The sequence below is a fragment of the Shewanella sp. ENK2 genome (assembly GCF_043568515.1).
GTDB classification, from domain to species: domain Bacteria; phylum Pseudomonadota; class Gammaproteobacteria; order Enterobacterales; family Shewanellaceae; genus Shewanella; species Shewanella japonica.
This window is the reverse complement of record NZ_CP171406.1, coordinates 641,514-666,862: the sequence shown is the minus strand read 5'-3', so window position 1 is coordinate 666,862 and position 25,349 is coordinate 641,514. Positions and strand designations below refer to the sequence as shown.

Below are 25,349 nucleotides of genomic sequence, written 5' to 3'. Positions count from 1 at the left end.
TTTTAATAAAAAAAGCAGCATATAAGGGTAAAGGAATGTAAAGCGTAGCAGATAAGACTGTAACAAAACATGCTGATAACATTAGTGTTTAGTTATTGGATCTGAGTTGTGAACTCGTGTCTAAGTCGGTATCAATTTTTTAACAGTTACCAGAGGGAAGATACAGTAAAGCAGGTTGATTCTTTAAATTGGTATGCTAGAAAACAAAAAAACCACTTAGTCATACTAAGTGGTTTTTTATTCTAATATGAGACGCTACAGTTTTGCTGAAGGTGTTCCATTAAAGCTTTCATTTTGCTCTTTAGTCGATGCTTCAATTCCCATGAAATATTCGTAGCTCTTGTTTGATAGGCTCATTTGAGGCTTATCTTTAGCAGCGACATTCGCTTGCTTAGGTTTCATTTTCATGGTTTGCTTTTTGGTTTTTTCGGTCTGTGGCAATGTCACTAAGTCATTATTACGAGATGTTTCGTTAAAGTTATAGTTGAAAACACCATTGCCTTGAATGAACTCAACACTCGACTTATCTTTCGTTTGGTAAGAAGCCAAAATACCGTGTTGACCTAATGGCACTTCATGAAAAATTTCACGACCAGTCCCAACTTTAACACCATCGACAAACCAATCAGCGGCGACATTACTAACTAATGTAATCATGGCTGATTTAAGGCCTAGTTCTTCATTAATCAGTGAGTCAATTTTACTGTTATATGAAGGTTTGAATGCCATCTTAATTTTATAGTTTAAGTTGCCTGACATATTCATACTGGCGTCGATGACGTCATATGAAAGTAAAACACTGCGCTCATTCAAAAAAGGATCAGTTTTGATTGTATTAGTCACAATGTAGCTTTCTGAATCTTTCAAACAATCGTTAATTGACTGAAATTTACTACATAAGGTTGAACCATCTAAATCAACTGATTGAACCGTGTCAGCTTTTGAAACGTCAGCAATAACACGCTTGGTGATTTCACTTTTAAGTGCGGCTAGTTGCTCATCTTTGTTTGTGCGAGTTTCATTAATGACATCATATTCTGCCATTATCGATTTGTATTCTCTCTTAAGGGATTTACCGTCGATATCATACTTGGTTTCAAGTTGATCTATTTTAAGGACAAGATTTTCTAAATCACGGTAAAAAGAACTTAGGTTAGCGCGTGACAAGATTTTAGCTGGTAACTTAGAAACCAAATGTTCATATTCAGTTTGCTTGCTTTTAATCTCAACACTTAAGGCGTGAAAATCTGATTCTTTCTTTTTGTGCGTTGATAATTTATCGTTGGCAGAAATGAGTAAATCATCAATATTATACTTTTGCTCAATTTCTTGTAGTTTTTGGGTTTCGCTACTCGAAATAATCTCTAAACCAAATGAGCTGCTGGCATAAAAACATAATAAAATAAAAGTAATTCGACTATATCTCACTGATTCCTCCATTTTTGTGTAATTGTTCGTGCATAGCCTTGTGCTACAGCAACTGGTCAACAGTAAAATAATCCGTCAATAATTTTATAGTACTTAAGTTAATTTGTCTTTACAAATAGATTGTGGTTTTTTGACGCTTTTTTACAACAAGCCAACAGTAGGGCGGTTTGACTGATATATTGTTACCTTATTATACCTGATGTTGCTTTATCCTCTTGTTCTTAAGTTATTGTTAATGTTCTTTAAAGAACCAAGTTTTTGTTGGCTATGTAAGTTATGTTGTTAACGCGAGTGAATTAGCTCAACAGAGTAAGTTAACCATGAGGAATTTAGAAATTTAACAAATTGCAGGTTTTCAGACAGTCGTCATTTTTATGACTGCCTTTATAGGTAAGTGGTCATTTTAGCGATTAGTGAAAGTAATGGCGGGTAAACATAAAAAAGTCCTATTTAAAGTGAAAACTCGAATTAACGAATTTCACCATCAATAGGACTTTTATAATGGCAATACAATCAACTGACTAAGGCTATTATTAAGTGATTAATTTTATTCTGAATCAGATAATGATAATCCTGTGATTATTTAGCAATACGCTTGTATTTTAAACGATGTGGCTCAATGGCTTCAGTGCCAAGATGTTCTTTCAACCAGGCCGTGTATTCAGTGTAGTTTCCTTCATAGAAGTTCACTTGGCCTTCATCACGATAATCTAAAATGTGAGTGGCGATTCTGTCTAAGAACCAACGGTCATGAGAAATAACCATGGCACAACCAGGGAACTCTAATAACGCCTCTTCTAGCGCACGTAGTGTTTCAACATCTAAGTCATTGGTTGGTTCATCGAGTAGGAGTACGTTACCACCTGCTTGTAGCAGTTTGGCTAAATGAACACGGTTACGTTCGCCACCAGATAAGGTACCAATGATTTTTTGCTGATCGCCACCACGGAAGTTAAAGCGCCCAACGTAAGCACGACTTGGGATCTCTGTGTTGTTGATTCGCATGATATCTTGTCCATCTGAGATTTCCTGCCAGACGGTATTCTTGTCGTTCATTGAATCACGGAATTGCTCAACCGAAGCAATTTGTACCGATTCACCCACTTCGATGCTGCCGCTATCAGGTTGTTCAGCGCCTGAAATCATTTTAAATAATGTTGATTTACCTGCACCGTTTGCACCGATAATACCGACAATCGCACCTTTAGGGATTGAGAAACTTAAGTCATCAATCAACACTCGATCACCATAAGACTTAGTTAAGTTATTAACCTCAATTACTTTGTCACCTAAACGAGGCCCTGGTGGAATGAACAATTCATTAGTTTCGTTACGCTTTTGATAGTCGTTGGTGTTCAATTCTTCAAAGCGAGCCATACGGGCTTTGCCTTTCGATTGACGACCTTTACTGCCTTGGCGTACCCATTCTAATTCTTTTTGAATGGTTTTTTGGCGGGCGCTTTCAGTTGCAGACTCTTGTTGTAGACGTGCATCTTTTTGCTCAAGCCAAGATGAGTAGTTACCTTCCCAAGGAATACCTTCACCACGGTCAAGTTCTAAAATCCAACCCGCAGCATTATCCAAGAAGTATCTATCATGGGTAATCGCAACTACGGTGCCAGTATAATCTTGTAAGAAACGTTCAAGCCACGCGACAGATTCAGCATCCAAGTGGTTAGTTGGTTCGTCAAGTAACAACATGTCTGGTTTTTCAAGTAGTAAGCGACAAATTGCGACACGGCGACGTTCACCACCTGATAGCACTTCGATTTTTTCATCCCAATCAGGTAAGCGTAATGCGTTAGCTGCTCGGTCTAAAATAACATCTAGGTTATGAGCATCTTGAGACTGAATAATTGCTTCAAGTTCACCTTGCTCTTTTGCTAATGCATCAAAGTCGGCGTCAGGTTCAGCATAAAGTGCGTAAACTTCATCTAGACGAGTCAGCGCATTCTTAGCCTCACTGACTGCTTCTTCAATTGCTTCACGAACTGTTTGTGATTCATCAAGCTTAGGTTCTTGTGGCAGGTAACCAATTTTTAGGTCCTGCATCGGACGTGCTTCACCTTCGATTTCGGTATCTAAACCTGCCATGATTTTTAGCAAAGTTGATTTACCAGAACCATTTAAACCAAGTACACCAATTTTGGCGCCAGGGAAAAAACTAAGTGAAATATCTTTGAGGATTTGTTTTTTAGGCGGAACAATCTTTCCTACCCGCAGCATACTATAGACAAATTGAGCCATTTTTAAGGTTCTTTAGTGACCAATGATGATGATAATTCTACTTTATTTTTTGTTTAACTCAAATTTTGGATTAATCAAATTAAAGATAATTTCCAATGAAATTCATGTTCTAAATGCTGGGATTGTGACGCAGAGCAGAGTAGAATACCGCGCAACCCTATATATAAGAACTGCTGTTGGAGACACCAATGCTAAAGAAAGCTATGAATATCGCGGATTACGATCCACAACTGTTTCAAGCCATTGAAGATGAGACTCGTCGCCAAGAAGAGCACATTGAATTAATCGCATCAGAAAATTATACCAGCCCACGTGTTCTTGAAGCACAAGGTTCTCAGTTAACCAATAAGTACGCAGAAGGTTACCCTGGTAAGCGTTACTATGGTGGTTGTGAGCATGTTGATATTGCTGAAGAATTAGCTATTTCACGTGCTAAAGAGTTGTTCGGCGCAACATACGCTAACGTTCAGCCGCATTCTGGTTCTCAGGCAAACTCAGCTGTTTTCATGGCGCTTTTACAAGGTGGTGACACCGTTTTAGGCATGAGCCTGGCACACGGTGGTCACTTGACTCACGGGTCTCATGTGAGCTTTTCAGGCAAATTATACAATGCGGTTCAGTACGGTATTGATGAAACGACTGGCAAAATCGATTATGCAGAAGTTGAGCGTTTAGCTGTTGAACATAAGCCTAAAATGATTATTGCTGGTTTCTCTGCATACTCAGGTATCATCGATTGGGGTAAATTCCGCGAAATCGCTGACAAAGTAGGTGCTTACTTATTTGTTGATATGGCCCACGTTGCAGGTCTTGTTGCTGCTGGTATCTATCCGAACCCGTTACCACATGCACACGTAGTAACAACGACGACACACAAAACACTTGCTGGTCCTCGTGGTGGATTAATTTTATCAGCATCAAACGATGAAGATATCTATAAAAAATTAAATTCAGCAGTATTCCCTGGCGGCCAAGGTGGTCCATTAATGCACGTTATTGCAGCTAAAGCAGTTGCATTTAAAGAAGCATTAGACCCAGAGTTTACGACTTACCAAGAGCAAGTTGTTGCTAACGCTAAAGTGATGGCTAAAACCTTTATCGAGCGTGGCTATGATGTGGTATCTGGCGGTACTGATAACCACTTATTCCTGCTTGATTTAATCAGCAAAGATATGACTGGTAAAGATGCTGATGCTGCCTTAGGTAAAGCTAACATCACAGTGAACAAAAACTCGGTGCCAAATGATCCTCGTTCACCGTTTGTGACTTCAGGTTTACGTATTGGTTCTCCTGCAATTACACGTCGTGGTTTTACTGAAACTGAATCAGTTGAATTAACCAACTGGATGTGTGATGTACTTGACGATATTAATAATGAAGCCACGATTGAGCGTGTGAAGAATCAAGTGCTTGAATTATGTGCTAAGTTCCCTGTTTACGGTTAATACCTTTCAAGTGTTCTGTAACAGGAACGTGATTGAGTAAGACTGGCTTTATTCAATTTATCTTGGCAGGATAATCTTATCGATAAGGTTAACCTTATAAAGTAAATAGGATAAACTTTAATGGCTGTAAGTACCGAGTACTTACAGCCATTTTCTTTTTAATTTCAGGAGCGAATATGCATTGCCCATTTTGTAGCGCGACAGATACTAAAGTGATTGACTCTCGACTTGTGGCTGATGGCCACCAAGTACGTCGTCGCCGGGAATGTACAGAGTGCCATGAACGCTTTACGACCTTTGAAGGTGCTGAGCTGGTGATGCCTAGAGTGATCAAACAAGATGGTACTCGTCAGCCATTTGATGAAGAGAAACTTCGTGGTGGTATGCTCAGAGCAGTTGAAAAACGCCCTGTTTCTATGGATCAAATTGAGCAAGCATTAACAAAAATAAAATCCACGCTTCGTGCGACAGGCGAACGAGAAATTGACTCAGCTATGATCGGTAACTTAATGATGGAGCAGTTAATGGTGCTTGATAAAGTTGCCTATATTCGCTTTGCTTCTGTTTACCGTGCATTTGAAGATGTGTCTCAATTTGGTGAAGCAATCGCTAAGTTACAAAAGTAACCGCTTTATCATTACTTGCCGCTAGCAAAATATTGCTTTTTATCGTTTTGGTGCAATCAAGAAGGTTTTTATGTCTCAGTGGTCTATCCTTGATATTTCAATGATGAGTCTGGCAATTTCATTAGCAGAAAAAGGACGTTATACAACTCGGCCTAATCCAAACGTAGGCTGTGTGATTGCCGTTGGCGAGCAGATTATTGGTCAAGGTTACCATATTAAAGCGGGTGGCCCGCACGCTGAAATTCACGCTTTAAATTCAGTACAAACCAATCAGCAGCAAGATAAATTAAGCCAAGCCACTGCCTATGTCACCCTTGAGCCTTGCAGTCATTACGGCCGAACTCCTCCTTGTGCATTAGCGTTAATAAATGCGGGGATAAAAGGGTTGTTATTGCTGAGGTTGATGCCAACCCGCAAGTGGCAGGTAATGGTATTCGGATGCTACAAGAAGCGGGAATTGAGGTTGAAGTCGGATTATTAACCGAGCAAGCCAAACAACTTAATCTTGGGTTTACTAAGCGAATGCTCACTGGCTTGCCACTTGTTACCATTAAACTAGCTGCCAGTATTGATGGCAAAACGGCATTGTCTAATGGGGTGTCTAAATGGATTACAGGACCTGAAGCTCGAGCGGATGTGCAAAAGTTACGAGCTCGACAATGCGCCATTATTACTGGTGTAGAAACGGTACTTGCTGACAACCCTTCTATGAATGTCCGTTATGAAGAATTAGGCAGTGTAAAAGAGCATTTAGCAGAAAGTGAAATCAAACAACCATTAAGGGTTATTCTAGATAGTAAAGCTAGGCTAACAAATGACTTTACACTGTTTGAAATAGCGTCTCCTATACTGTTGGTTTCATGTGTGGAATACCCCGCAGAAGTGAGAGAAAGATTTAACAATCATGTTAGTTGTATCACTATTGGTGCAAATGATGATGGACGCGTTGATTTACATGCGTTATTTACTTATTTAGGTAAGCAATGCAATACGGTTCTCGTAGAGGCTGGAGCAACATTAGCGGGTAGCGTCATCAAACAAGGCTTAGGTGATGAATTGTATTTATATCAAGCGATGAAGTTACTGGGTAGCCAAGGTCGTAATTTAATCCAGCTTGATGATTACCAAGCCATGTCAGATATCCCTAAAATACAACTTAACGATACGCGTCGAGTCGGTGCAGATCTAAGAATGATATTTGCTCTATAAGCAACAAGATTTTTTGCCATTATTTAAACGGTATTAGGCAACGAACACTGTTAAATAATATTGAATAAGATAACAAGTGAGTATTTATGTTTACCGGCATTATTGAAGCCCTAGGCACATTAAGAAAAATTGATCGCAAAGGCGATGATATTCGTTTAAATGTAGCTAGTGGTAGTTTGGATTTATCTGATGTCAAACTAGGAGATAGTATTGCAACCAATGGTGTGTGTTTAACGGTTGTACAATGTCTACCTGATGGTTATGTCGCAGATATTTCAGCTGAAACTGTCGCACTAACTGGTTTTGCTGATTATAAAGTCGGACAAAAGGTTAACCTTGAAAAAGCGGTGATGCCAACGACGCGTTTAGGCGGCCATATGGTAAGCGGGCATGTTGATGGCATTGCAAGGGTTGAGCAACGAAATGTGCGCGGAAAAGCCATCGAGTTTTGGTTACTCGCACCTGAAGACTTATCTCGATATATCGCTCATAAAGGCTCAATAACCATTGACGGAGTTAGCTTAACAGTTAACGAAATTGATGGGCATCGTTTTAGGTTAACGATTGTGCCACATACAGCCGAAGAAACGACCTTGTTGGCTTTGCAAGCCGGCAGTAAGGTTAATATTGAAGTGGATTTAATTGCACGTTATTTAGAGCGCTTGATGAACGCTGAAAAAGTCACAAAATCCGAAGGCGGCATCACTATGGAAATGCTAGCCAACGCCGGATTTATGCGATAGAAAATAGAATACCCGAATATATTTAGCCTATGTTGCTGATATAGAAAAACTAAACATAAAGGTCTTAACATGGCACTACACAGTATAGAAGAGATCATCGAAGATATTCGTCAGGGTAAAATGGTTATCTTGATGGACGATGAAGATAGAGAGAATGAAGGCGATCTTATCATGGCGGCCGAAAAGGTGACGCCTGAGGCAATTAACTTTATGGCGACCTATGGTCGTGGATTGATTTGCCAAACGATGACCAAAGAGCGCTGTATGCAGTTAAATTTACCTTTAATGGTAACTAATAATAATGCACAGTTCTCGACAAACTTTACTGTATCAATTGAAGCTGCAACAGGTGTAACAACAGGCATTTCAGCTCATGATCGTGCTGTTACAGTTCAGGCGGCTGTTGCTAAAGATGCTAAAGCCGCTGACTTAGTTCAGCCTGGGCATATTTTCCCATTAATGGCACAAGATGGTGGCGTATTAACGCGTGCTGGACACACTGAAGCAGGTTGCGATTTAGCTCGATTAGCAGGTTTGGAGCCTTCAGGTGTGATCGTTGAGATTTTAAATGATGACGGCACGATGGCACGCTGTCCTGATTTAGAAGTGTTTAGTGAAAAACACGGTATTAAAATGGGGACAATTGCTGATTTAATTGAGTACCGTAATACCAAAGAAACCACTGTTGTGCGTGAAGCAGAATGTAAACTACCCACACGCTTTGGTGAGTTTACTATGGTGACATTTAGAGACACCATTGATAATCAATTGCACTATGCATTGGTAAAAGGTGAAGTGAAAGCTGATTGTTTAGTCCGTGTGCACTTGCAAAATACATTTAACGATTTGCTTCACTCTGAGCGAGATCAAAAACGTAGCTGGCCACTAGAAAAAGCGATGGAACGCATCGCTAATGAAGGTGGTGTTTTAGTATTATTAGGCCATGAAGAGCATTCAAGTGAGATGCTAGCCAAAGTAAAAGCGTTTGAAGCAGAAGACAAAGGTCAAGCACCAACAGCGGCGAAATGGGTCGGCACTTCACGTAAAGTGGGCATCGGTTCGCAAATACTCTCAAGTCTTGGTGTCAGCACCATGAGGCTATTGAGTTCGCCGAAACATTATCATTCGTTATCGGGCTTCGGTTTAGAAGTGACTGATTACATTGCAGAATAATTCACTAATTTAGTGAAGTTAACATTTATCATTAATTGCACAGGACTCAGGGCATTTTGCTGTGGTATTATACCGCCACTTTTGCCCAGAGCTGGGTGCTTTAGCTAATTTAGGTAAGATAATGAACGTAGTTCAAGGTAATATCGAAGCAAAAAATGCCAAAGTGGCGATCGTTGTATCGCGTTTCAATAGTTTCTTAGTTGAGAGTCTGCTTGATGGCGCAATAGATACACTAAAACGTTTTGGTCAGGTTGAAGATGACAACATTACTGTTGTTCGTGTTCCTGGCGCTGTTGAATTACCGCTGGCTGCACGACGTGTTGCTGCTTGTGGGAAATTTGACGGTATCATTGCACTTGGTGCTGTGATTCGTGGTGGTACTCCGCATTTTGATTTAGTTGCAGGCGAGTGTAACAAGGGTCTAGCTCAAGTTGCTTTAGAGTTTGATATTCCTGTTTCATTTGGCGTGTTAACCACAGATACTATTGAGCAAGCAATTGAGCGCTCTGGTACTAAAGCAGGTAACAAAGGTACTGAAGCTGCCCTTGGCCTACTTGAAATGGTTAATGTTCTGCAAGAATTAGAACAACAGTTGGTATAGTAGTAGGAAAAGTAATGAAGCCTTCAGAGCGCCGTAAGGCACGCCGTTTAGCTGTTCAAGCTATCTATTCGTGGCAGTTAAGCCAAAATAACGTTGCTGACGTTGAACACGAATTTTTAACTGAGCAAAACATTAACGGTGTTGATGTAGCTTATTTTCGTGAGTTGCTATCAGGTGTAGCAACAAAAGCGACTCAACTTGATGCGCTTTTAAAGCCACATTTAGATCGTGATATTGAAGACGTATCGCCAGTTGAGAAAGCCATTGTGCGCTTAGCTGCGTATGAACTCACTTATCGTAAAGATGTGCCATTTAAAGTGGCTATCAACGAAGGTATCGAATTAGCGAAAGCCTTTGGTGCCGATGACAGTCATAAGTTTGTCAATGGTATGCTAGATAAGCTTGTTACTCGTAAGTAATAAATAAAACGGTATCTTCGGATACCGTTTTTGTATGGCTTACCGATTTCTATAACAGTAGGTGGGCGGGCAACCGTACCAATTTTATCGTGAAAGAATTCCAACTTATTGAACAATTTTTCCGTGATAAAGGTCAGAAACGTCGTGATGTTCATCTCGGCATTGGTGATGACTGTGCATTAGTACAACCAGCTGAAAACAAATCTATTGCAATTTCTTGTGACACCCTCGTAGAAAATATTCACTTCCTACCTTCAATGCCTGCGCATGAGTTAGGCTATAAATCAGTGGCTGTAAACTTATCTGATTTAGCTGCAATGGGAGCTGATCCCGCTTGGATGACCCTGGCGTTAACCTTGCCTGATGTTGATAACGACTGGTTACAGCAGTTTAGTGAAGGGCTGTTTGAAGCTGCGGAATACTACAGTGTGAGCTTGATTGGTGGTGATACTACTCGTGGCCCACGCAGTATCAATATCACGATTCATGGTCAAGTTCCTACCGGTAAAGCCTTAACTCGTGGTGGTGCAAAAATCGGTGACTGGATTTATGTCACTGGTACCTTAGGTGATTCCGCATTAGGCTTGGATATTTTGCTAGGTAAGCAAGATGTTGACCCTCAGTTTAAAGAGTTTTTGATTAATCGCCATTATCATCCAACGCCAAGAATCTTGGCTGGACAAGCCCTGCGTTCATTAGCAACCAGTGCAATTGATTTATCTGATGGCCTTAACTCCGATATTGCTCATATATTAAAAGCTTCAAACGTTGGAGCCGTCATTGATGTCAATGAATTACCGTTATCGACTTCATTGGTTGGCTCAGTGGGCCCAGAGCAAGCAATCAATTATGCTTTGACTGGGGGCGAAGATTACGAGCTTCTTTTCACTGTACCTGAAGCACAGCGGGGCGCTTTAGATACAGCCTTAATTCACGCAGGTGTTAAATTTGTCAAAATTGGACAAATATGCGCGGGTGATAAATTAAGGTTGGTATCCAATGGCGAACCATTTGAGCTAGACCTAAAAAGTTTTGAGCACTTTTAATGAATCTATTATCAAACGATCCAGCGGTAAAAAAATTATCACTTAAAAATCCAGTGCATTTCCTAGCACTTGGGTTTGGCAGTGGGCTAGCAGCTAAAGCCCCCGGCACTTTCGGTACATTAGCAGCAGTGCCATTAGTTTACTTAATGGGGCACCTTAGCTTAACCGCATTTATTATTATCACTGTGTTAAGTACGCTTATTGGCTTTTATATATGTGATAAAGCAGCCAAAGACATGGGAGTCCATGATCATGGCGCCATTGTCTGGGATGAGGTTGCTGGCTTAATGATTACCATGATAGCTGCCCCAGCGGGCTTAATATGGTTAGTCATTGGTTTTGCACTATTCCGTTTTTTTGATATTTTGAAACCTTGGCCTATTCGTTGGCTAGATGCCAAAGTGCATGGCGGCTTTGGTATTATGATTGACGATGTTTTAGCAGGCTTTTTTGCATTAATCTGTCTGCAGCTTATCTATTATTTCGTATAAGTCATGATTGATAATCACTAAAAAGCCCACCAATTGGTGGGCTTTTTAGTAATTAGTGCGCACTTTACTATCTTAGCTATTGAAGTAGCTCTCGAGCGTTAGCAAGTGTGTTTTCTGTAATAACATCACCAGCTAATAACCTAGCTAATTCACTGATCCTTTGCTCTTTATCAAGGGGTTTCATTTGTGTTTCAGTGCCACCACTTTTACTAAACTTGTTCACCAGCATATGTTGGTGACCATTACCTGCTACTTGAGGTAAATGGGTCACACAGATAACTTGAGTAGATTCCCCTAAACTGCGCAGCATTCGTCCTACAACAGCCGCAGTTGGCCCAGAAATACCGACATCGACTTCATCAAATATGAGTGTCGGGGTGGCAACTTTTTTCGCAGTAATAACTTGAATACCTAAACCAATACGTGATAACTCACCACCAGAAGCGACTTTTGCAATCGGTTGAAGGGGTTGTCCTGGGTTAGTGGTCACTTGAAATTCAATTTGATCGCTACCAGTAACAGATTGAATGTCAGGGTAAAATTGACTTCTATAGAAAACTTACCCTTAGGCATATTCAATTCATGAATCGAACGAGTGACAAGTTTATTAAGCTCTTTTGCATAGCGAAGTCGGCTTTGGCTGAGTTTTTGAGCGCTTTTAATATAAGCTTGTTTACTGTCGTCAACTTGCTGTTGAATCTCATCTAGTCGGGTTGCATCGTTATTTAGCTCTTTTAATTCTATGGCTAATGCTTGATGGTGTTCAGCTAAATGCTCTGTTTGAACATGATGCTTTCTTGCCAGTTGCATGGCTTTGGAAATACGTTGTTCCAAAAATGCAAAATGCTCGGGATCTAGCTCTATTTTGCTTAAATAGTCTTGAACTTCACTGGTACTTTCTTGTACCTGAATTAAGGCTTCATTGAGCATGTTTGCAACACTTTGCAATGCTGGATCAAATGATTGTAATTGATCGGCAAAACCTATCACCCGATTTAATGAGGACTCAATATTGTGCTCATCGTCCTCGCTAAGCAATTGAAGCGTTAATTGACAATTTTCAATTAAATCACTGCCGTTAGCCAAGCGTTTGTGTTCTTGCTCTATTTGCTCAAATTCACCTGGCTTTAAAGCAAATTCGTCCAGTTCTTCGACTTGGTATTGTAGAAGTTGTTTGCGGGCAATACGCTCTTGTTGGTTTAACTGTAATTGTTTTAATTCATTTTCAATGAGCTTACAGCGTTGATAGCTTTTACTCACATTGTCGATAAGGATACTGTGGTTGGCATAGCTATCGAGTAAGGTAAGTTGATGCTCACTTTTAAGCATGGCATGGTGAGCGTGCTGCCCATGAATTCCGACAAATAATTGTCCTAGTGCTTTAAGTTGAGTGAGTGGGACAGGGTTACCATTAATGTAGGCTCTAGAGCGACCGTCGGCGCTAATCGTTCGACGTAAAATACATTCTTCATCGACATCAAGATCATTATCTTCAAGCCAGCGTTTAGCATACGGCACATCTTCAAGCGAAAACCGTGCAGATACTTCCGCTTTGTTTGCTCCAGGGCGAACGGTATTGGCATCGGCTCTATTGCCTAAGCATAGGCCTAGCGCATCGATAGCGATAGATTTACCGGCACCAGTTTCCCCTGTGATGCTGGTCATTCCGGCTTTAAAGTCAAGTTCAAGAAAACGTACAATCGCAAAATTATTAATGCTTAATTGGCAAAGCATAATCAATCCCTGTGTAAAGAAACACCAAACCACTGTATTTATAAACAGTCTACACTGTTTTTATATACAGTAAAGTGCTGGTTGCTAATTTTTTTGAGTTGTATTTATGCGGAAGTTTTTAGCAGCAAGAAGTTTAGTATTTAGTTGAGCTGTTCAAGTAATTGTTCAATCAGGGGAAGGCTAATAAAGGTGGCAAGGGTACTAATCAAGATGCATTTAGCGCTCGATAACCCATAGGTTTGATAACGCTGTGCGAGTAAGTAAACACTTGCTGCAGTTGGTAATGCAGCTAAGATGACCCCCATGATAAGTAACTCGTTATCGACATTAAAATAGCGTAGTAAACCATAAGCAATCAATGGCTGAATCACGAGTTTAAGTATATTTAATATGCCCATTTCGATTGCAAGATGGTGAGGTGGTGTTTCAGGCTCTGTACCTCCATGCATTGCTTTAGCGAGAACCATACCAATCGCAAACAGCGCACATGGGCTTGAGGTATTGCCAATTAACCTCATCATCATGCTGATGCTATCAGGAATTGGGATATACAAAGCTGATACCATGACTCCTAAAGTGCAACCAATAACAATGGGATTACTAATTAACGCATTCAACATAATAAGCACAGGGTGTCGTTTTTGCTTTTTATTGATGGCAAGTTCCATATTGACCATTGCAAAGGCAAACATAATGACAGATAACAAACTCGCAATAGCAGCAGCTGTGATTGCGTGATTGTTATCTGGATAAAGCATCATCATTAGTGGAATACCAATAAATGCGGTATTACCAAAGCTGGTATTTAACCCTCTGATAGCGGCTAGTGCCGGTTGTTTTTTATCTGCGATAGATGAAATGAGCACCGTAATGAAATAGGTCACAACCATTGCAATACCAAAGGCCGCAATAAAGCCCCATTGCATGATCTCATGTATATCGGTTTCGGCTAACGCAATGAATAAAATAGCGGGGAACGCCACGTAATAGACGTATTCGTTTAATGTAAAGTCGGTATCATGAGGAAGCACTTTTAGCTTTTGAACAATAAAGCCTAGCAACATGATGCCAAAGACAGCAATAAGGGGAGTTAAAATGTTGGCCATCATCTTCTCCTTATGTGTGTCTATTGGAAGTCAATGACATTGTTGATTTGACAGTCATTGGGGTGGCGAATAAGTTAATGATGCAAGTGCAACTCTGAGCGCACTAACAAGTGTGCTCAAAGTTTATTTATAGGCTGAATGCCCATAAATCTTGCCAATAAATATTCCAAACAAAAAACTCAGTTACTGAACACTGATCCCAATATTAGAAACACCAGCGTCGACTATTTCTTTACGTAACTCTTTAACGAATTCAGCTGATAATTTAGGGTTAGCTTCAATAATATCCAGTAGCATCCCTTGTAGTTCTTTTTCTTCCTGCATCACAGGATGTGCGAAAACAAACTCTTCTACGACTTCTTCGTTTAATTCATCTTGAAGTTCATCAACACTGATAGCTTCAATGTAGTTGGCTACTGTACTTGAAGATAATTTACTGATGTTGGTAATGTCTTCTTCAATTTTACCCTGAATACCGCCAAGTAAGGTGGTTAACGCGACAGCTGCATCCATTGCTGGGTAAACTCCGTATGCTTCAAAGTTACTTGGCTCAGGGGTGTTGTCTTCTAAGCGTTGTAAATGAATGTCATAGTTAAATTTAAGTTTTTTATCGTATTGAGATTGCCACAATAGCTCTAAGACAGTGCTGAGTGTTTTTGGCTCGCCAAATTCGCAAACTTCAGAAAATAACTGATAATTTGGCAACATGCGTTGGCAAAGTGCGGTAGCAAATAATTGCTTTTGAGGTAAAGACAACGCTTTTAAACGTTTAAAAAAACCGGGTTTATGACTCATTGGGTACATCCGCTGATAACTGTGATATCACTTGATTTGCTGCTGATTCTACCTTAGTTAACTCATCAAGTAACTCAAGTATTTCTGGTTCAAGATCTTCAATGCTGGTTTTGTGCTTTAGCGCAGACTCAATTTCTTGGCAAAGCTTCTGAGTGTTAGGTACACCACAGTAACAACTTGCCCCATGAAGTTTGTGCACGGTCTGTAACATGAGTTCGCTATTGACAGTTTTAAGGGCTGTTTCAATGTTAACAACGTTATCAGGCAATGAATCAACTAACATCTGCAGCATTTCGAGGGCTAAATCAGGTTTTTGATTCGTTTGAGCAAGGCATAATTCCCAATTTAAAGTGTGCATATCAAAATGGGTAAACTTAGGTTTATTGATCCAGCGATCAATAACTCCTTTAAGGGCTGCCTCATCAATCGGCTTAGGCAGATAACCGTCCATGCCGCTACCTAAAATTAATTCTCGCTCTTCTGCAATTGCGTGGGCAGTGACGGCAATGATTGGCGTATTGCGGTTTTGTGACTCTTGACGAATCAACTTGGTTGCCGTGATGCCATCAGTGCCAGGCATTTGAATGTCCATAAAGATGACATCGAATACTTGTTGTTTAGCATACTTAATCGCATCATCACCGTTATTCACCGATACCACATTCACCACGAGTTCTTTCAGTAAGGTATCAATTAACTTAAGGTTCGCTAAGTTGTCATCAACGGCCAGAACATTAAGGTTTTTACGTTCATAAACTGTTTCAGGCAATGTTTCAGTTAATAACGCTGTTTGCGTTGGTGGATGTATCAACTGATTCGCTAAATCATAGTCACTGACCGGCATACTCATCAGTATGTCTGTATTAGGTCTTAATCCTTGGTTTAAGATTTCTTGTTGCTCGATACCGTCATGCAATAACACCAAGCAAGCTGTCTTTTCACGAGCAAGTTTTAAGAAGCTGAGTAATTGCTCATTATCTTTAAAGCCATGGCAGCCTAGAAGAATATAATCGTAGTGCACTTTACTCGAAGACAATGTGGTTTCTAAATGTGGTAGTTGTCCCACAGACGTTAAATGCATTCCCCAAGCTTCAAAGCGGCGATTAAAGGTATCACGAGTGAGCTCACGTGATTCAAACAGTAATAATGTTTTATCCCGCAAAGACTCTAAGTGTAATACTTCACCGATATGGAATTGACTTAGCTCAAGCGGCAGCATAAACCAGAATGTCGACCCTTTATTAGGCGTAGAAGTAAAACCGATTTGCCCGCCCATTTGATTGATTAAGCGTTTGGTAATCACTAAGCCTAATCCTGTACCGCCAAAGCGTCGAGATATAGACGAATCAGCTTGCCCGAAGGCTTGGAATAAATATTCTTGTTGGCCTTCATCGATACCGATACCTGTATCAATCACTTCGCAGCGCAAGGTAATGTTTTCATCTCTCTGGCCAACTAAATGCATTTTTAAAATCACACTGCCTTCATCGGTAAATTTAATCGCATTACCAATTAAATTTGTCATGATTTGACCTACGCGCATTGCATCGCCACTGACACTTTCTGGCACGTTGTCATCAATATCGACAACTAATTCAATGCTTTTTTCATGTGCGCTACCCGCCACGATACTGATGGTATCGGCAATGGTTTCTCTCAAAGCAAAAGGCATTTTTTCAAGGACCATTTTACCCGCTTCGAGTTTAGAGAAATCAAGAATGTCATTAATGATGCCCAGTAAGTTACTGGCACTTCTTTCAATGGTTTTGATGTAATCAAGCTGGCTAGAGTGCAGGGGCGTTTTAATCAGTTGTCTAGAAAAACCAATGACACCATTAAGCGGAGTACGTAACTCGTGAGACATGTTTGCTAAAAACTCAGATTTTATTCGGCTAGCTTCAAGCGCCCGTTTTTTAGCTAAGTCCAACTCAACGTTTTGAATCTCAATTTGCTCTAAGGTTTCACGCAGATCAGAAGTCGCTTGGTCAATATTTTGCTGCATTTCATCGTGATATTCAGACAAGGAGCTTGCCATGGCATTAATGCCACGTTTCAGTAAATCTAGCTCACCGATAAGTTGTCCTTCAAGGCGAGTATCGAGCTTTCCTTCACGGATTTTTGCGACGACCCGAACCATTTCTGTAATTGGGTAGTTCACATGCTTTACTAATCGAAAGGTGAAAAATAGATTTAACTGCACCCCGATTAATACAATAACAAAAGCCGCTATCGCTGCCCGATGTTGTTCTAATAATGCATTTTCTTTGTTTAATAATATTGAAATGTAGCCCAGTATTTGCTGACCTTCAGCATTATTGATAACGCTAGTTCCTGTCGGAGCAGGAGAGGCTGTTGCAATATAGTTATTGGTTTTGGGCGCAATACCGGTATGGGATAAAATAGGCACACGAATGACCATAGTATCGTCTATGGTTTCATATTGGCTGGCGATTAAATTTCTCAGCGCTAGTGGATATCGCATACTTTCGAAATCTTTATGGTAGTGCGAGGTGACAAACAGTTGGTTGTCGCTATCAAAAATGGCGATAGAGTGAATCAAAGATGAGTTGTTTAATTGCGATGCGGCTAATAAGCGTTTAGTGGCTTCTCTATCTTCGGTGACAAGACCAAATTCACTTGCAATAGCCAATGGTTCGACAATACTACGGCCTTGGGCGATTAAGGTTTCTTCAAGTTCATAAAAACGGTTTATGGTGAAGTAACTTCCAAGTAGAATACCCACCATCACGGTAGGCGCTAACGCAAGTACAAGCACCCACGAACGGAGGCTGTATTTGGTCATGTTGTTAGCATTATTCATCGTGAAGTAATTATTCCTAAAGACTTTTATCAAATATGTTGTCTAGATTGCCAGAAATAGAGCACTCTTGACCAGTTTTTTATTCCATACCAGAGGCCAAAATGGCGCAATTTTTTAAAGCAAAACCGAACAAAACGAAGCAGTTATCAGCTAAGTTGAGTTTAACGGTAACACAACTCGATCACCTTGGCGCTGGTATAGCACAGCATAATGGTAAGGTCGTGTTTATACCTGGTGCGCTCCCTGGTGAAAAAGTGACGGTTCAGCTAACAGAACAAAAGAAAAAATACGCTAAAGCGAAATTAATCAGTATTGATGAAAAAATACCAAATCGTGCCAAAGCAAAATGTCCACATTATCAACAGTGTGGCGGTTGTGATTTACAACACTTAAGCATAGATGCACAACGTCAACATAAACAAGCTGCCTTAACTAATTTAATGAGCAAACTGGCAGTAGATGTCGAAGACGGTATTCTTACTGAGCCTGTCGTCAGTGAAGATTGGCATTATCGCCGAAGGGCAAGGCTAGCTACGCTGTTTAATAAGAAATCAAAAATGCTTGAATTAGGCTTCCGTGCTGCCAATAGCAGTAATATTGTGCAAATAAAACAATGTGATGTATTAGCGAAGTCATTATCAAATTTAATCACACCGTTTACCGCATTACTTAATCAACTTCATGCTAAGACAACGTTAGGGCATGTGGAGTTAACTGAAGCAGAAAATGGTGTGTTTGCGGTATTGCGTATCACTAAAGCTTTGAAAGAAAGTGATAGTCAGTTACTCATCGAGTTTGCCAAAGCGCAAAAGATTCATTTGCTAACTCAAGACAATGAAGGTCAATTACAGTCTCTGTTTGTGGCAGATGAATCTCAAGCCGATGTCGATACTGAGAATCATATTAGATTACCTTTTTATCGGTTAGCTGAAGGCCAAGTTCAGTGCCAGTTCAGTCCTGGTAATTTTGTGCAAGTGAATGCGGATATTAACCAAAAGATGGTTGCTCAAGCTATTGAGTGGCTAGCACCTAAAGAAAATGAACGAATTTTAGATTTGTTTTGTGGCGTAGGTAATTTTAGTTTGCCATTGGCGTTACAAGCCGCAGATGTGGTTGGGGTTGAAGGCGTGCCTGAAATGGTGGCTCAAGCCAATCAAAATGCGAAAGAAAACCAATTAAACAATATTCATTTTTACCATGCCGATTTAAGTGCTGATTTATCTGAGGCAAGCTGGTTAGGACAAATTGATAAATTACTTCTCGATCCGGCTCGTGCCGGTGCATATGAAAGCTTGCAATGGTTATCTAAAATGAAACCTGCAAAAGTGGTCTATGTATCCTGTAACCCAGCGAGTTTAGCGCGCGATAGTCAGGTGTTAATTGAGCAAGGTTATCAATTGAGTAAATTGACTATGTTAGATATGTTTCCACAAACGCATCATATTGAAGCGATGGCATTATTTGAAACTCGCTAGGTTGAACCTGCCAAAGCAAGTCGGCTCATTTTTTGGTTATTGGCTAAAGGTTTTTGGGGAATGTTGCTCACGTAACACTAAATTCATTCTAGATGATTTATTATTGATATTACGTGTCGCCAATACCCAGAACAACTCACTTTTGGCCAAACAATAAGCTGAAATTTGAATTTTACGTAAGAATTTGTAAATTGAGTAATATTAATTTGACATAAAATACTCAACCCTCAAGATGACTATTTTTATCTGTGCAGGGCGAAATGCACTGCGTTAGTTTTGTTGATATTGCTTGTTTCATTGTAAGGGTAAAATAAGTACCGAAAAGGAAGTTTACTATGGTCTCAGTCCGAGAAGCACATTTCAATTCATCAGATTTTAATATCGATGAATGGGTTAAGCGTTATATAGAAAACGCCGAAGAAGCCCAAATGTTGCTGGAACTTATTCAACAGCTCGATGCTTTGCCAACCGCAACGCCAGATGTTCATCGTGGATTACTTGACCGAGCACGAGAGATGGTCGAGATTCTTGCCCCTTTAAACATGGACATCGAAACCCTGCAGGCCTCACTGCTTTTTATCGTTCATGATGAAGGCATATTATCCATTGAGGATATCGAAGAAAAATTTGGTGCAAGTTTAAGTAAACTTGTGGCGAGTGTTGTCACCATGGAAGCCATTGGTGCACTAAAAGTCAGTCAAGATTCTCGTGCAGCCGAACCGCAAATTGATAATATTCGTAAAATGCTATTGGCTATGGTCGAAGATGTTCGTGCTGTAGTAATAAAACTTGCTGAGCGGTTACGTTTACTTCGTGAAGTCAAAAATGGCGATGAAGAAACTCGGGTTTTGATTGCGCGTGAAGTTGCTGATATATATGCCCCTCTTGCCAACCGGTTAGGTATCGGCCAACTCAAATGGGAACTAGAAGACATCTCTTTTAGATACCTGCACCCAGTTGTTTATAAAGATATTGCTAAGCAATTAGATGGTAAACGTGTCGATCGAGAAGTGTTTGTCGATAAGTTTGTTACTCAGCTGCAAGAGCGTTTAGATAAAGATAATATTCGCGCTAAAGTCTACGGTCGTCCAAAGCATATTTACAGTATTTGGCGGAAAATGAAGGGTAAAGATCTTACCTTTGATGAGCTATTTGATGTACGAGCGGTGCGAATTGTCACTGACCGCTTGCAAGACTGTTATGGTGCTTTAGGGGTTGTGCATACCTTGTGGCACCATATTCCGCGAGAGTTCGATGATTATGTCGCAAACCCTAAACCTAATGGCTACCAATCTATTCACACTGTGGTTGTGGGCCCAGAAGGCAAGACCGTTGAAATACAAATCCGCACAGAAACCATGCATCAAGATGCAGAGCTCGGTGTGGCAGCTCACTGGAAGTACAAAGAAGGTACTGCTGGTGGTAAACAAAGTGGCTATGAAGAAAAAATTAACTGGCTACGTAAGATTTTATTGTGGCAAGAGGATGTGGCTGAAACTGGCAACCTTGTCGAAGAAGTGCGCAGTCAGGTTTTCGAAGACCGAGCATATGTATTTACCCCCAATGGTGAGGTAGTCGATTTACCGCTAGGTTCCACGGTACTGGATTTTGCTTACTACATTCACTCCCATGTCGGTCACAAATGTATTGGCGCTAAAGTGGATGGGCGTATTGTGCCGTTTACTTACCAAGTTGAGACCGGTGAACGAATTGAAATCATCACCTCAAAACACCCTAACCCAAAACGCGATTGGCTTAACCCTAACTTAGGCTACATTAAGTCATCTCGTTCACGCTCTAAAATTCAGCACTGGTTTAAACAACAAGACCGTGACAAAAACATGGTTGCAGGTAAAGAATTACTAGAGGCTGAGCTGGCAAGAGTGTCGCTGAAACTTAAAGATGCTCAAGTTGCGGTTGAGCGTTTTAACATGAATTCTATGGATGACATGTTAGCGGCGATAGGTGGGGGGATTTACGTTTAAACCAAGTGGTCAACTTTGTTGAAACTAGCTTGCGTAAAGAGCCGAGTACAGAACAAGAAATTGTCGAAGAAATCATTAAACGCTCCCATACAAAGCCTGCTCGAAAAGGCAAAGGCCAGGTCGAAGTTAATGGGGTAGGCAATTTATTAAGCCACATTGCAAGTTGCTGTAAACCTGTTCCTGGAGATGAAATATTTGGTTATATCACCATGGGGCGCGGCGTATCGGTACATCGTAGTGATTGCTCACAAGTTAAAGAGTTAATGCGTGCTCACCCTGAGCGCAGCGTGGAGGTCGTTTGGGGCGAGAACTATTCAGGTGGTTATCGCATTAAAGTCCAAGTGAGTGCTCACGATAGAAGCGGCTTGTTAAGAGACGTCACAACGGTGCTTGCGGCTGAAAAGTCCAATGTGATGGCGATGAGCTCAACATCGGATGAAAAAAATCAAACTGCTGCAGTCGACCTTGAATTAGAACTGTATAATTTAGATGGCTTATCAAGAATATTAGTTAAGCTTGGTCAGATAGAGGGTGTGATTGAAGCAAGACGGTTATAATCATTCGACTAGTTGAAAGTGATACGTTTTAATTAAGGTGGTAAATCAACTGGTTTACCACCTTTTTCTTTCATAGCTTTAGTTTACTGTTTGTCCCATTTTTAAAACGCGCAAAAGAGTATTTACCATGTCACAAACTCCAGATTCTGCTGAATTAGATGCCCTGTTAGTAAGCCAGCCAAAAAACATTATTCAACCATTGTTAAACATAATGGAAAAACTGCGAGATCCTGAAACGGGATGCCCATGGGATAAACAACAGACATTTGCGAGCATAGTGCCGTTTACGCTTGAAGAGGCTTATGAAGTCGCTGATGCCATTGAGCAAGCCGACTTAACATCATTACCAGATGAGCTAGGCGACTTGTTATTTCAAGTGGTGTTTTACTGTCAATTAGGAAAAGAGCAGGGCTTATTTGATTTTGCCACCGTAGTAGATAAAATTTGCGATAAATTAACCCGCCGACACCCGCATGTATTTCATCAACAAAGCGCTCTAAAGCTAGGTTCAACTAACAGTGCGCCTACTAACAGTGTGCCAACTAACAATGACACGGCAATAGACAACGCCGAAAAAGTCAAACAGTCTTGGGAGGCGATTAAACAAACAGAACGTGAACAAAAACAGCAGTTTTCTCTACTTGATGATATTCCTGTATCACTTCCTGCGTTAAATCGTGCGATTAAAATTCAAAAACGAGTTGCAAAAGTCGGCTTTGATTGGCCTGATTTAGCCCCTGTTGTCGCTAAAGTCCATGAAGAAATCGACGAAGTCATGGAAGAGGCGAAACATTTACAAGCTGAGCCAGAAATCTACCAAGCTAAAGTGGTTGATGAAATGGGGGATTTACTTTTTGCAGTAGCCAATATGGCGCGGCATCTAGGTGTTAATCCTGAATCTGCTTTACGACAAGCGAATCAAAAATTTGAGCGTCGATTTAGAGGTGTTGAAAGTTTAGCTGAAAAAAGTACAAAACCCATGAGTGAGCACACACTCGAGGAGCTAGACGCATATTGGGATACCGTTAAGCAAACCGAGCGACGCAAATAATTGCAGGCTTGAATAAGAGCAAGTTGTTTATAGAGATTGAACTAAACAACGATGAACTTAACGACGAAGAGTCCATTATCTAGCATTAATTAAGTCAAAAGTTGAAAGGTAGCGCCAGTCATTATTCATTAAGGTATCAGTCGTTAAAATACTGGGCGTTAAGCAATTAGGCGCTAAGAGACTGGCGGCTAAGGTACTTGTGACTAAGGTACTTTTGGAAAAGATATTGGAATAGATATTGGAATAGATTATGACCATAAGTATTTGAAATAAAGTGTGGGATTCACAACAGAGGCAGTGAATCATTCTTATCGCCGTGTTTAATAGCTCCACTAAGAATAGAATCAATTGGTTAAATTACACTTTGTTGCGGGGATAGATGGGTAACTAGCTCGCTAAAACAGTGAGCATAAGTTTTATATTAATTTAATGAGTTTATTGTTTGTTGTTATCAGGCTAATTTGGTAGAATGTCGCCCCGTCCTAGTGCTTTCTTACAAGCACGTATTTTTCAAACTCACATTCTCAGGTTCAGCATGACTACAAGGTATATCTTCGTTACTGGTGGCGTTGTTTCTTCACTAGGTAAAGGCATTGCAGCAGCGTCGCTCGCAGCAATTTTAGAGGCGCGTGGCCTCAATGTAACCATTATGAAACTGGACCCATACATTAACGTTGATCCAGGTACCATGAGCCCGACTCAGCACGGTGAAGTATTCGTGACTGAAGATGGTGCTGAAACTGACTTAGACTTAGGTCATTATGAGCGTTTCATTCGTACCAAAATGAACCGTCGTAACAACTTCACTACTGGTCGTATTTACGAGCAAGTATTACGTAAAGAGCGTCGTGGTGATTATTTAGGCGCAACCATTCAGGTCATACCGCATATTACTAATGCGATTAAAGAGAAAGTACTTGAAGGTGGTGAAGGCCATGATGTTGCTATCGTAGAGATTGGTGGCACTGTGGGTGATATTGAATCATTGCCTTTCTTAGAGTCTATTCGTCAATTAAGTGCAGAGCTAGGACGTGATCGCACTTTATTTATGCATTTAACCTTAGTGCCTTTCTTAGGTGCAGCAGGTGAGATTAAGACTAAACCTACACAGCACTCTGTTAAAGAGTTGCGTTCAATTGGTATTGCGCCAGATGTACTTGTATGTCGTGGTGACCGTGCGATCCCTGTGAATGAAAAAGCAAAGATCTCGCTATTCTGTAATGTAGAAGAAAAAGCCGTTATCTCGCTTAAAGATGTTGACAGTATCTACAAAATCCCCGCGTTACTTCGCTCGCAAGGTCTTGATGAATTAGTTATCAAGCGCTTTGGTATTGATTGTAAAGAAGCTGATTTATCTGAGTGGGAAAATGTAATTTACCAAGAAGCTAACCCAACAGGTGAAATCACTATTGGTATGGTGGGTAAATACATTGAATTACCTGATGCTTACAAGTCAGTCAATGAAGCATTAAAACATGCTGGCCTGAAAAATCGTTTAACCGTTAATATCACATACGTAGATTCACAAACTGTTGAAGCAAAAGGTGCTGAAGTTTTAGAAGGCTTAGACGGTATCTTGGTTCCTGGTGGTTTCGGTGAACGTGGTGTTGAAGGCAAAATTTATGCTGCTAAATACGCCCGTGAAAATAACGTACCTTATTTCGGTATCTGTTTAGGTATGCAAGTGGCATTGATTGAGTTTGCTCGTAACGTTGCGAACCTTGAAAATGCGCATTCAACAGAATTTGATTCTTCAACTGACCATCCAGTTATTGGTTTGATCACTGAGTGGATCAATGAAGAAGGTAATATTGAGAAGCGTCATGAAGAGTCAGATCTAGGTGGCACGATGCGTTTAGGCGCTCAGCTTTGTCATTTACTGGAAGGCTCTAAAGCTGCAGCGGCGTATAATTCGAATACGTGTGTTGAACGTCATCGTCATCGTTTTGAAGTGAACAACAACTACGTTGAGCGCTTAGAGAAAGCAGGATTAGTATTCAGTGGTCTTTCATCTGACCGCAAGTTAGTTGAAATGATCGAGCTGCCAAATCACCCTTGGTTTGTTGCGGGTCAATTCCATCCAGAGTTCACCTCGACGCCACGTGATGGCCACCCACTATTTGAAGGGTTTGTAGCTGCCGCTGCTGCCCATCAAAAAGGTGATGCTAGCTAAATAACGAAAGCCATTGATGCCAACATCAATGGCTTTTTTTATCCATAGACAATCTTGTGCGCTTTGATAGTTGCTGCGCTAACATAATAGGTCTATGCTATGCTGCGAATTGATTTTAAATTACCAAACTGAAAGTGAAATACCAATAGTGATTCATTATTTAGATTAATGTTACTGATTATTGGTATTGATTTTCTATTTTAATTTTATCTTACATATATCGA

16 protein-coding genes and 3 pseudogenes are annotated in these 25,349 nt (G+C 40.5%); 13 read left to right on the top strand and 6 right to left on the bottom strand.

What is annotated here, in order from left to right; genetic code table 11:
* Window positions 1–255 precede the first annotated feature (255 nt).
* Both ACGEDC_RS03080 and ettA read right to left on the bottom strand, forming a co-directional pair.
* Window positions 256–1,428 (bottom strand): hypothetical protein, encoded by a 1,173-nt coding sequence (locus tag ACGEDC_RS03080; RefSeq protein WP_080916371.1) that lies wholly within the window; start codon window positions 1,426–1,428, stop codon window positions 256–258.
* Between the two features lie 579 nt (window positions 1,429–2,007).
* The gene (gene ettA / locus ACGEDC_RS03075) at window positions 2,008–3,675 is read right to left on the bottom strand and encodes an energy-dependent translational throttle protein EttA (protein ID WP_065108633.1); all 1,668 of its coding nucleotides are present in this window, start codon (window positions 3,673–3,675) and stop codon (window positions 2,008–2,010) included.
* Between the two features lie 188 nt (window positions 3,676–3,863).
* Here ettA and glyA point away from each other — a divergent pair, with 188 nt between their 5' ends.
* The 9 genes and pseudogenes from glyA (at window position 3,864) to ACGEDC_RS03030 (ending at window position 11,428) form a co-directional block, all read left to right on the top strand.
* Window positions 3,864–5,120, top strand: a complete 1,257-nt coding sequence (gene glyA / locus ACGEDC_RS03070) for a serine hydroxymethyltransferase (protein WP_055023752.1) — start codon at window positions 3,864–3,866, stop codon at window positions 5,118–5,120.
* Between the two features lie 176 nt (window positions 5,121–5,296).
* The gene (nrdR, locus tag ACGEDC_RS03065) at window positions 5,297–5,746 is read left to right on the top strand and encodes a transcriptional regulator NrdR (RefSeq protein ID WP_055023753.1); all 450 of its coding nucleotides are present in this window, start codon (window positions 5,297–5,299) and stop codon (window positions 5,744–5,746) included.
* A gap of 70 nt (window positions 5,747–5,816) precedes the next feature.
* Window positions 5,817–6,955: pseudogene (ribD, locus tag ACGEDC_RS03060) on the top strand (bifunctional diaminohydroxyphosphoribosylaminopyrimidine deaminase/5-amino-6-(5-phosphoribosylamino)uracil reductase RibD).
* Window positions 6,956–7,041: 86 nt separating this feature from the next.
* Complete coding sequence (locus tag ACGEDC_RS03055) at window positions 7,042–7,698, top strand: riboflavin synthase (protein WP_394496356.1); 657 nt, start codon at window positions 7,042–7,044, stop codon at window positions 7,696–7,698.
* Between the two features lie 69 nt (window positions 7,699–7,767).
* Window positions 7,768–8,871: a bifunctional 3,4-dihydroxy-2-butanone-4-phosphate synthase/GTP cyclohydrolase II gene (gene ribBA, locus ACGEDC_RS03050; protein ID WP_055023756.1), complete on the top strand. Its 1,104-nt coding sequence runs from the start codon at window positions 7,768–7,770 to the stop codon at window positions 8,869–8,871.
* A 121-nt stretch (window positions 8,872–8,992) separates the two neighbouring features.
* Window positions 8,993–9,472, top strand: a complete 480-nt coding sequence (gene ribE / locus ACGEDC_RS03045) for a 6,7-dimethyl-8-ribityllumazine synthase (RefSeq protein WP_055023789.1) — start codon at window positions 8,993–8,995, stop codon at window positions 9,470–9,472.
* Window positions 9,473–9,486: 14 nt separating this feature from the next.
* On the top strand, window positions 9,487–9,891 hold the full coding sequence (gene nusB / locus ACGEDC_RS03040; RefSeq protein WP_055023757.1) for a transcription antitermination factor NusB: 405 nt from the start codon (window positions 9,487–9,489) through the stop codon (window positions 9,889–9,891).
* An 89-nt stretch (window positions 9,892–9,980) separates the two neighbouring features.
* A complete protein-coding gene (gene thiL / locus ACGEDC_RS03035; RefSeq protein ID WP_055023758.1) occupies window positions 9,981–10,937 on the top strand; it encodes a thiamine-phosphate kinase in 957 nt (318 codons plus the stop codon).
* The gene (locus ACGEDC_RS03030; RefSeq protein ID WP_065108629.1) at window positions 10,937–11,428 is read left to right on the top strand and encodes a phosphatidylglycerophosphatase A family protein; all 492 of its coding nucleotides are present in this window, start codon (window positions 10,937–10,939) and stop codon (window positions 11,426–11,428) included. Before thiL ends, ACGEDC_RS03030 begins: the two co-directional genes overlap by 1 nt.
* A gap of 76 nt (window positions 11,429–11,504) precedes the next feature.
* On the opposite strand, the pseudogene recN reads toward ACGEDC_RS03030, so the two are convergent.
* From recN to barA, 4 genes and pseudogenes are all read right to left on the bottom strand, one after another.
* Window positions 11,505–13,162 (bottom strand): annotated as a pseudogene (gene recN, locus ACGEDC_RS03025) (DNA repair protein RecN).
* Window positions 13,163–13,302: 140 nt separating this feature from the next.
* Window positions 13,303–14,268: an AEC family transporter gene (locus ACGEDC_RS03020; RefSeq protein ID WP_394498224.1), complete on the bottom strand. Its 966-nt coding sequence runs from the start codon at window positions 14,266–14,268 to the stop codon at window positions 13,303–13,305.
* 183 nt (window positions 14,269–14,451) lie between these two features.
* Window positions 14,452–15,063, bottom strand: a complete 612-nt coding sequence (locus tag ACGEDC_RS03015; RefSeq protein ID WP_065108626.1) for a YjaG family protein — start codon at window positions 15,061–15,063, stop codon at window positions 14,452–14,454.
* Complete coding sequence (barA, locus tag ACGEDC_RS03010) at window positions 15,053–17,884, bottom strand: two-component sensor histidine kinase BarA (RefSeq protein ID WP_065108625.1); 2,832 nt, start codon at window positions 17,882–17,884, stop codon at window positions 15,053–15,055. Before barA ends, ACGEDC_RS03015 begins: the two co-directional genes overlap by 11 nt.
* Before the next feature lie 101 nt (window positions 17,885–17,985).
* Between barA and rlmD the strand changes: the two genes are divergently transcribed.
* The 4 genes and pseudogenes from rlmD (at window position 17,986) to ACGEDC_RS02990 (ending at window position 25,125) form a co-directional block, all read left to right on the top strand.
* Window positions 17,986–19,359 carry a 23S rRNA (uracil(1939)-C(5))-methyltransferase RlmD gene (rlmD, locus tag ACGEDC_RS03005; RefSeq protein WP_394496350.1) on the top strand — a complete coding sequence of 458 codons (1,374 nt, stop codon included), beginning with the start codon at window positions 17,986–17,988 and terminating at the stop codon, window positions 19,357–19,359.
* A gap of 335 nt (window positions 19,360–19,694) precedes the next feature.
* Window positions 19,695–21,901, top strand: a pseudogene (gene relA, locus ACGEDC_RS03000) (GTP diphosphokinase).
* A gap of 211 nt (window positions 21,902–22,112) precedes the next feature.
* Entirely contained in the window at window positions 22,113–22,952 is an 840-nt protein-coding gene (gene mazG, locus ACGEDC_RS02995) for a nucleoside triphosphate pyrophosphohydrolase (protein WP_394498222.1), read from the top strand.
* A gap of 535 nt (window positions 22,953–23,487) precedes the next feature.
* On the top strand, window positions 23,488–25,125 hold the full coding sequence (locus ACGEDC_RS02990) for a CTP synthase (RefSeq protein ID WP_055023767.1): 1,638 nt from the start codon (window positions 23,488–23,490) through the stop codon (window positions 25,123–25,125).
* Window positions 25,126–25,349: the final 224 nt, after the last annotated feature.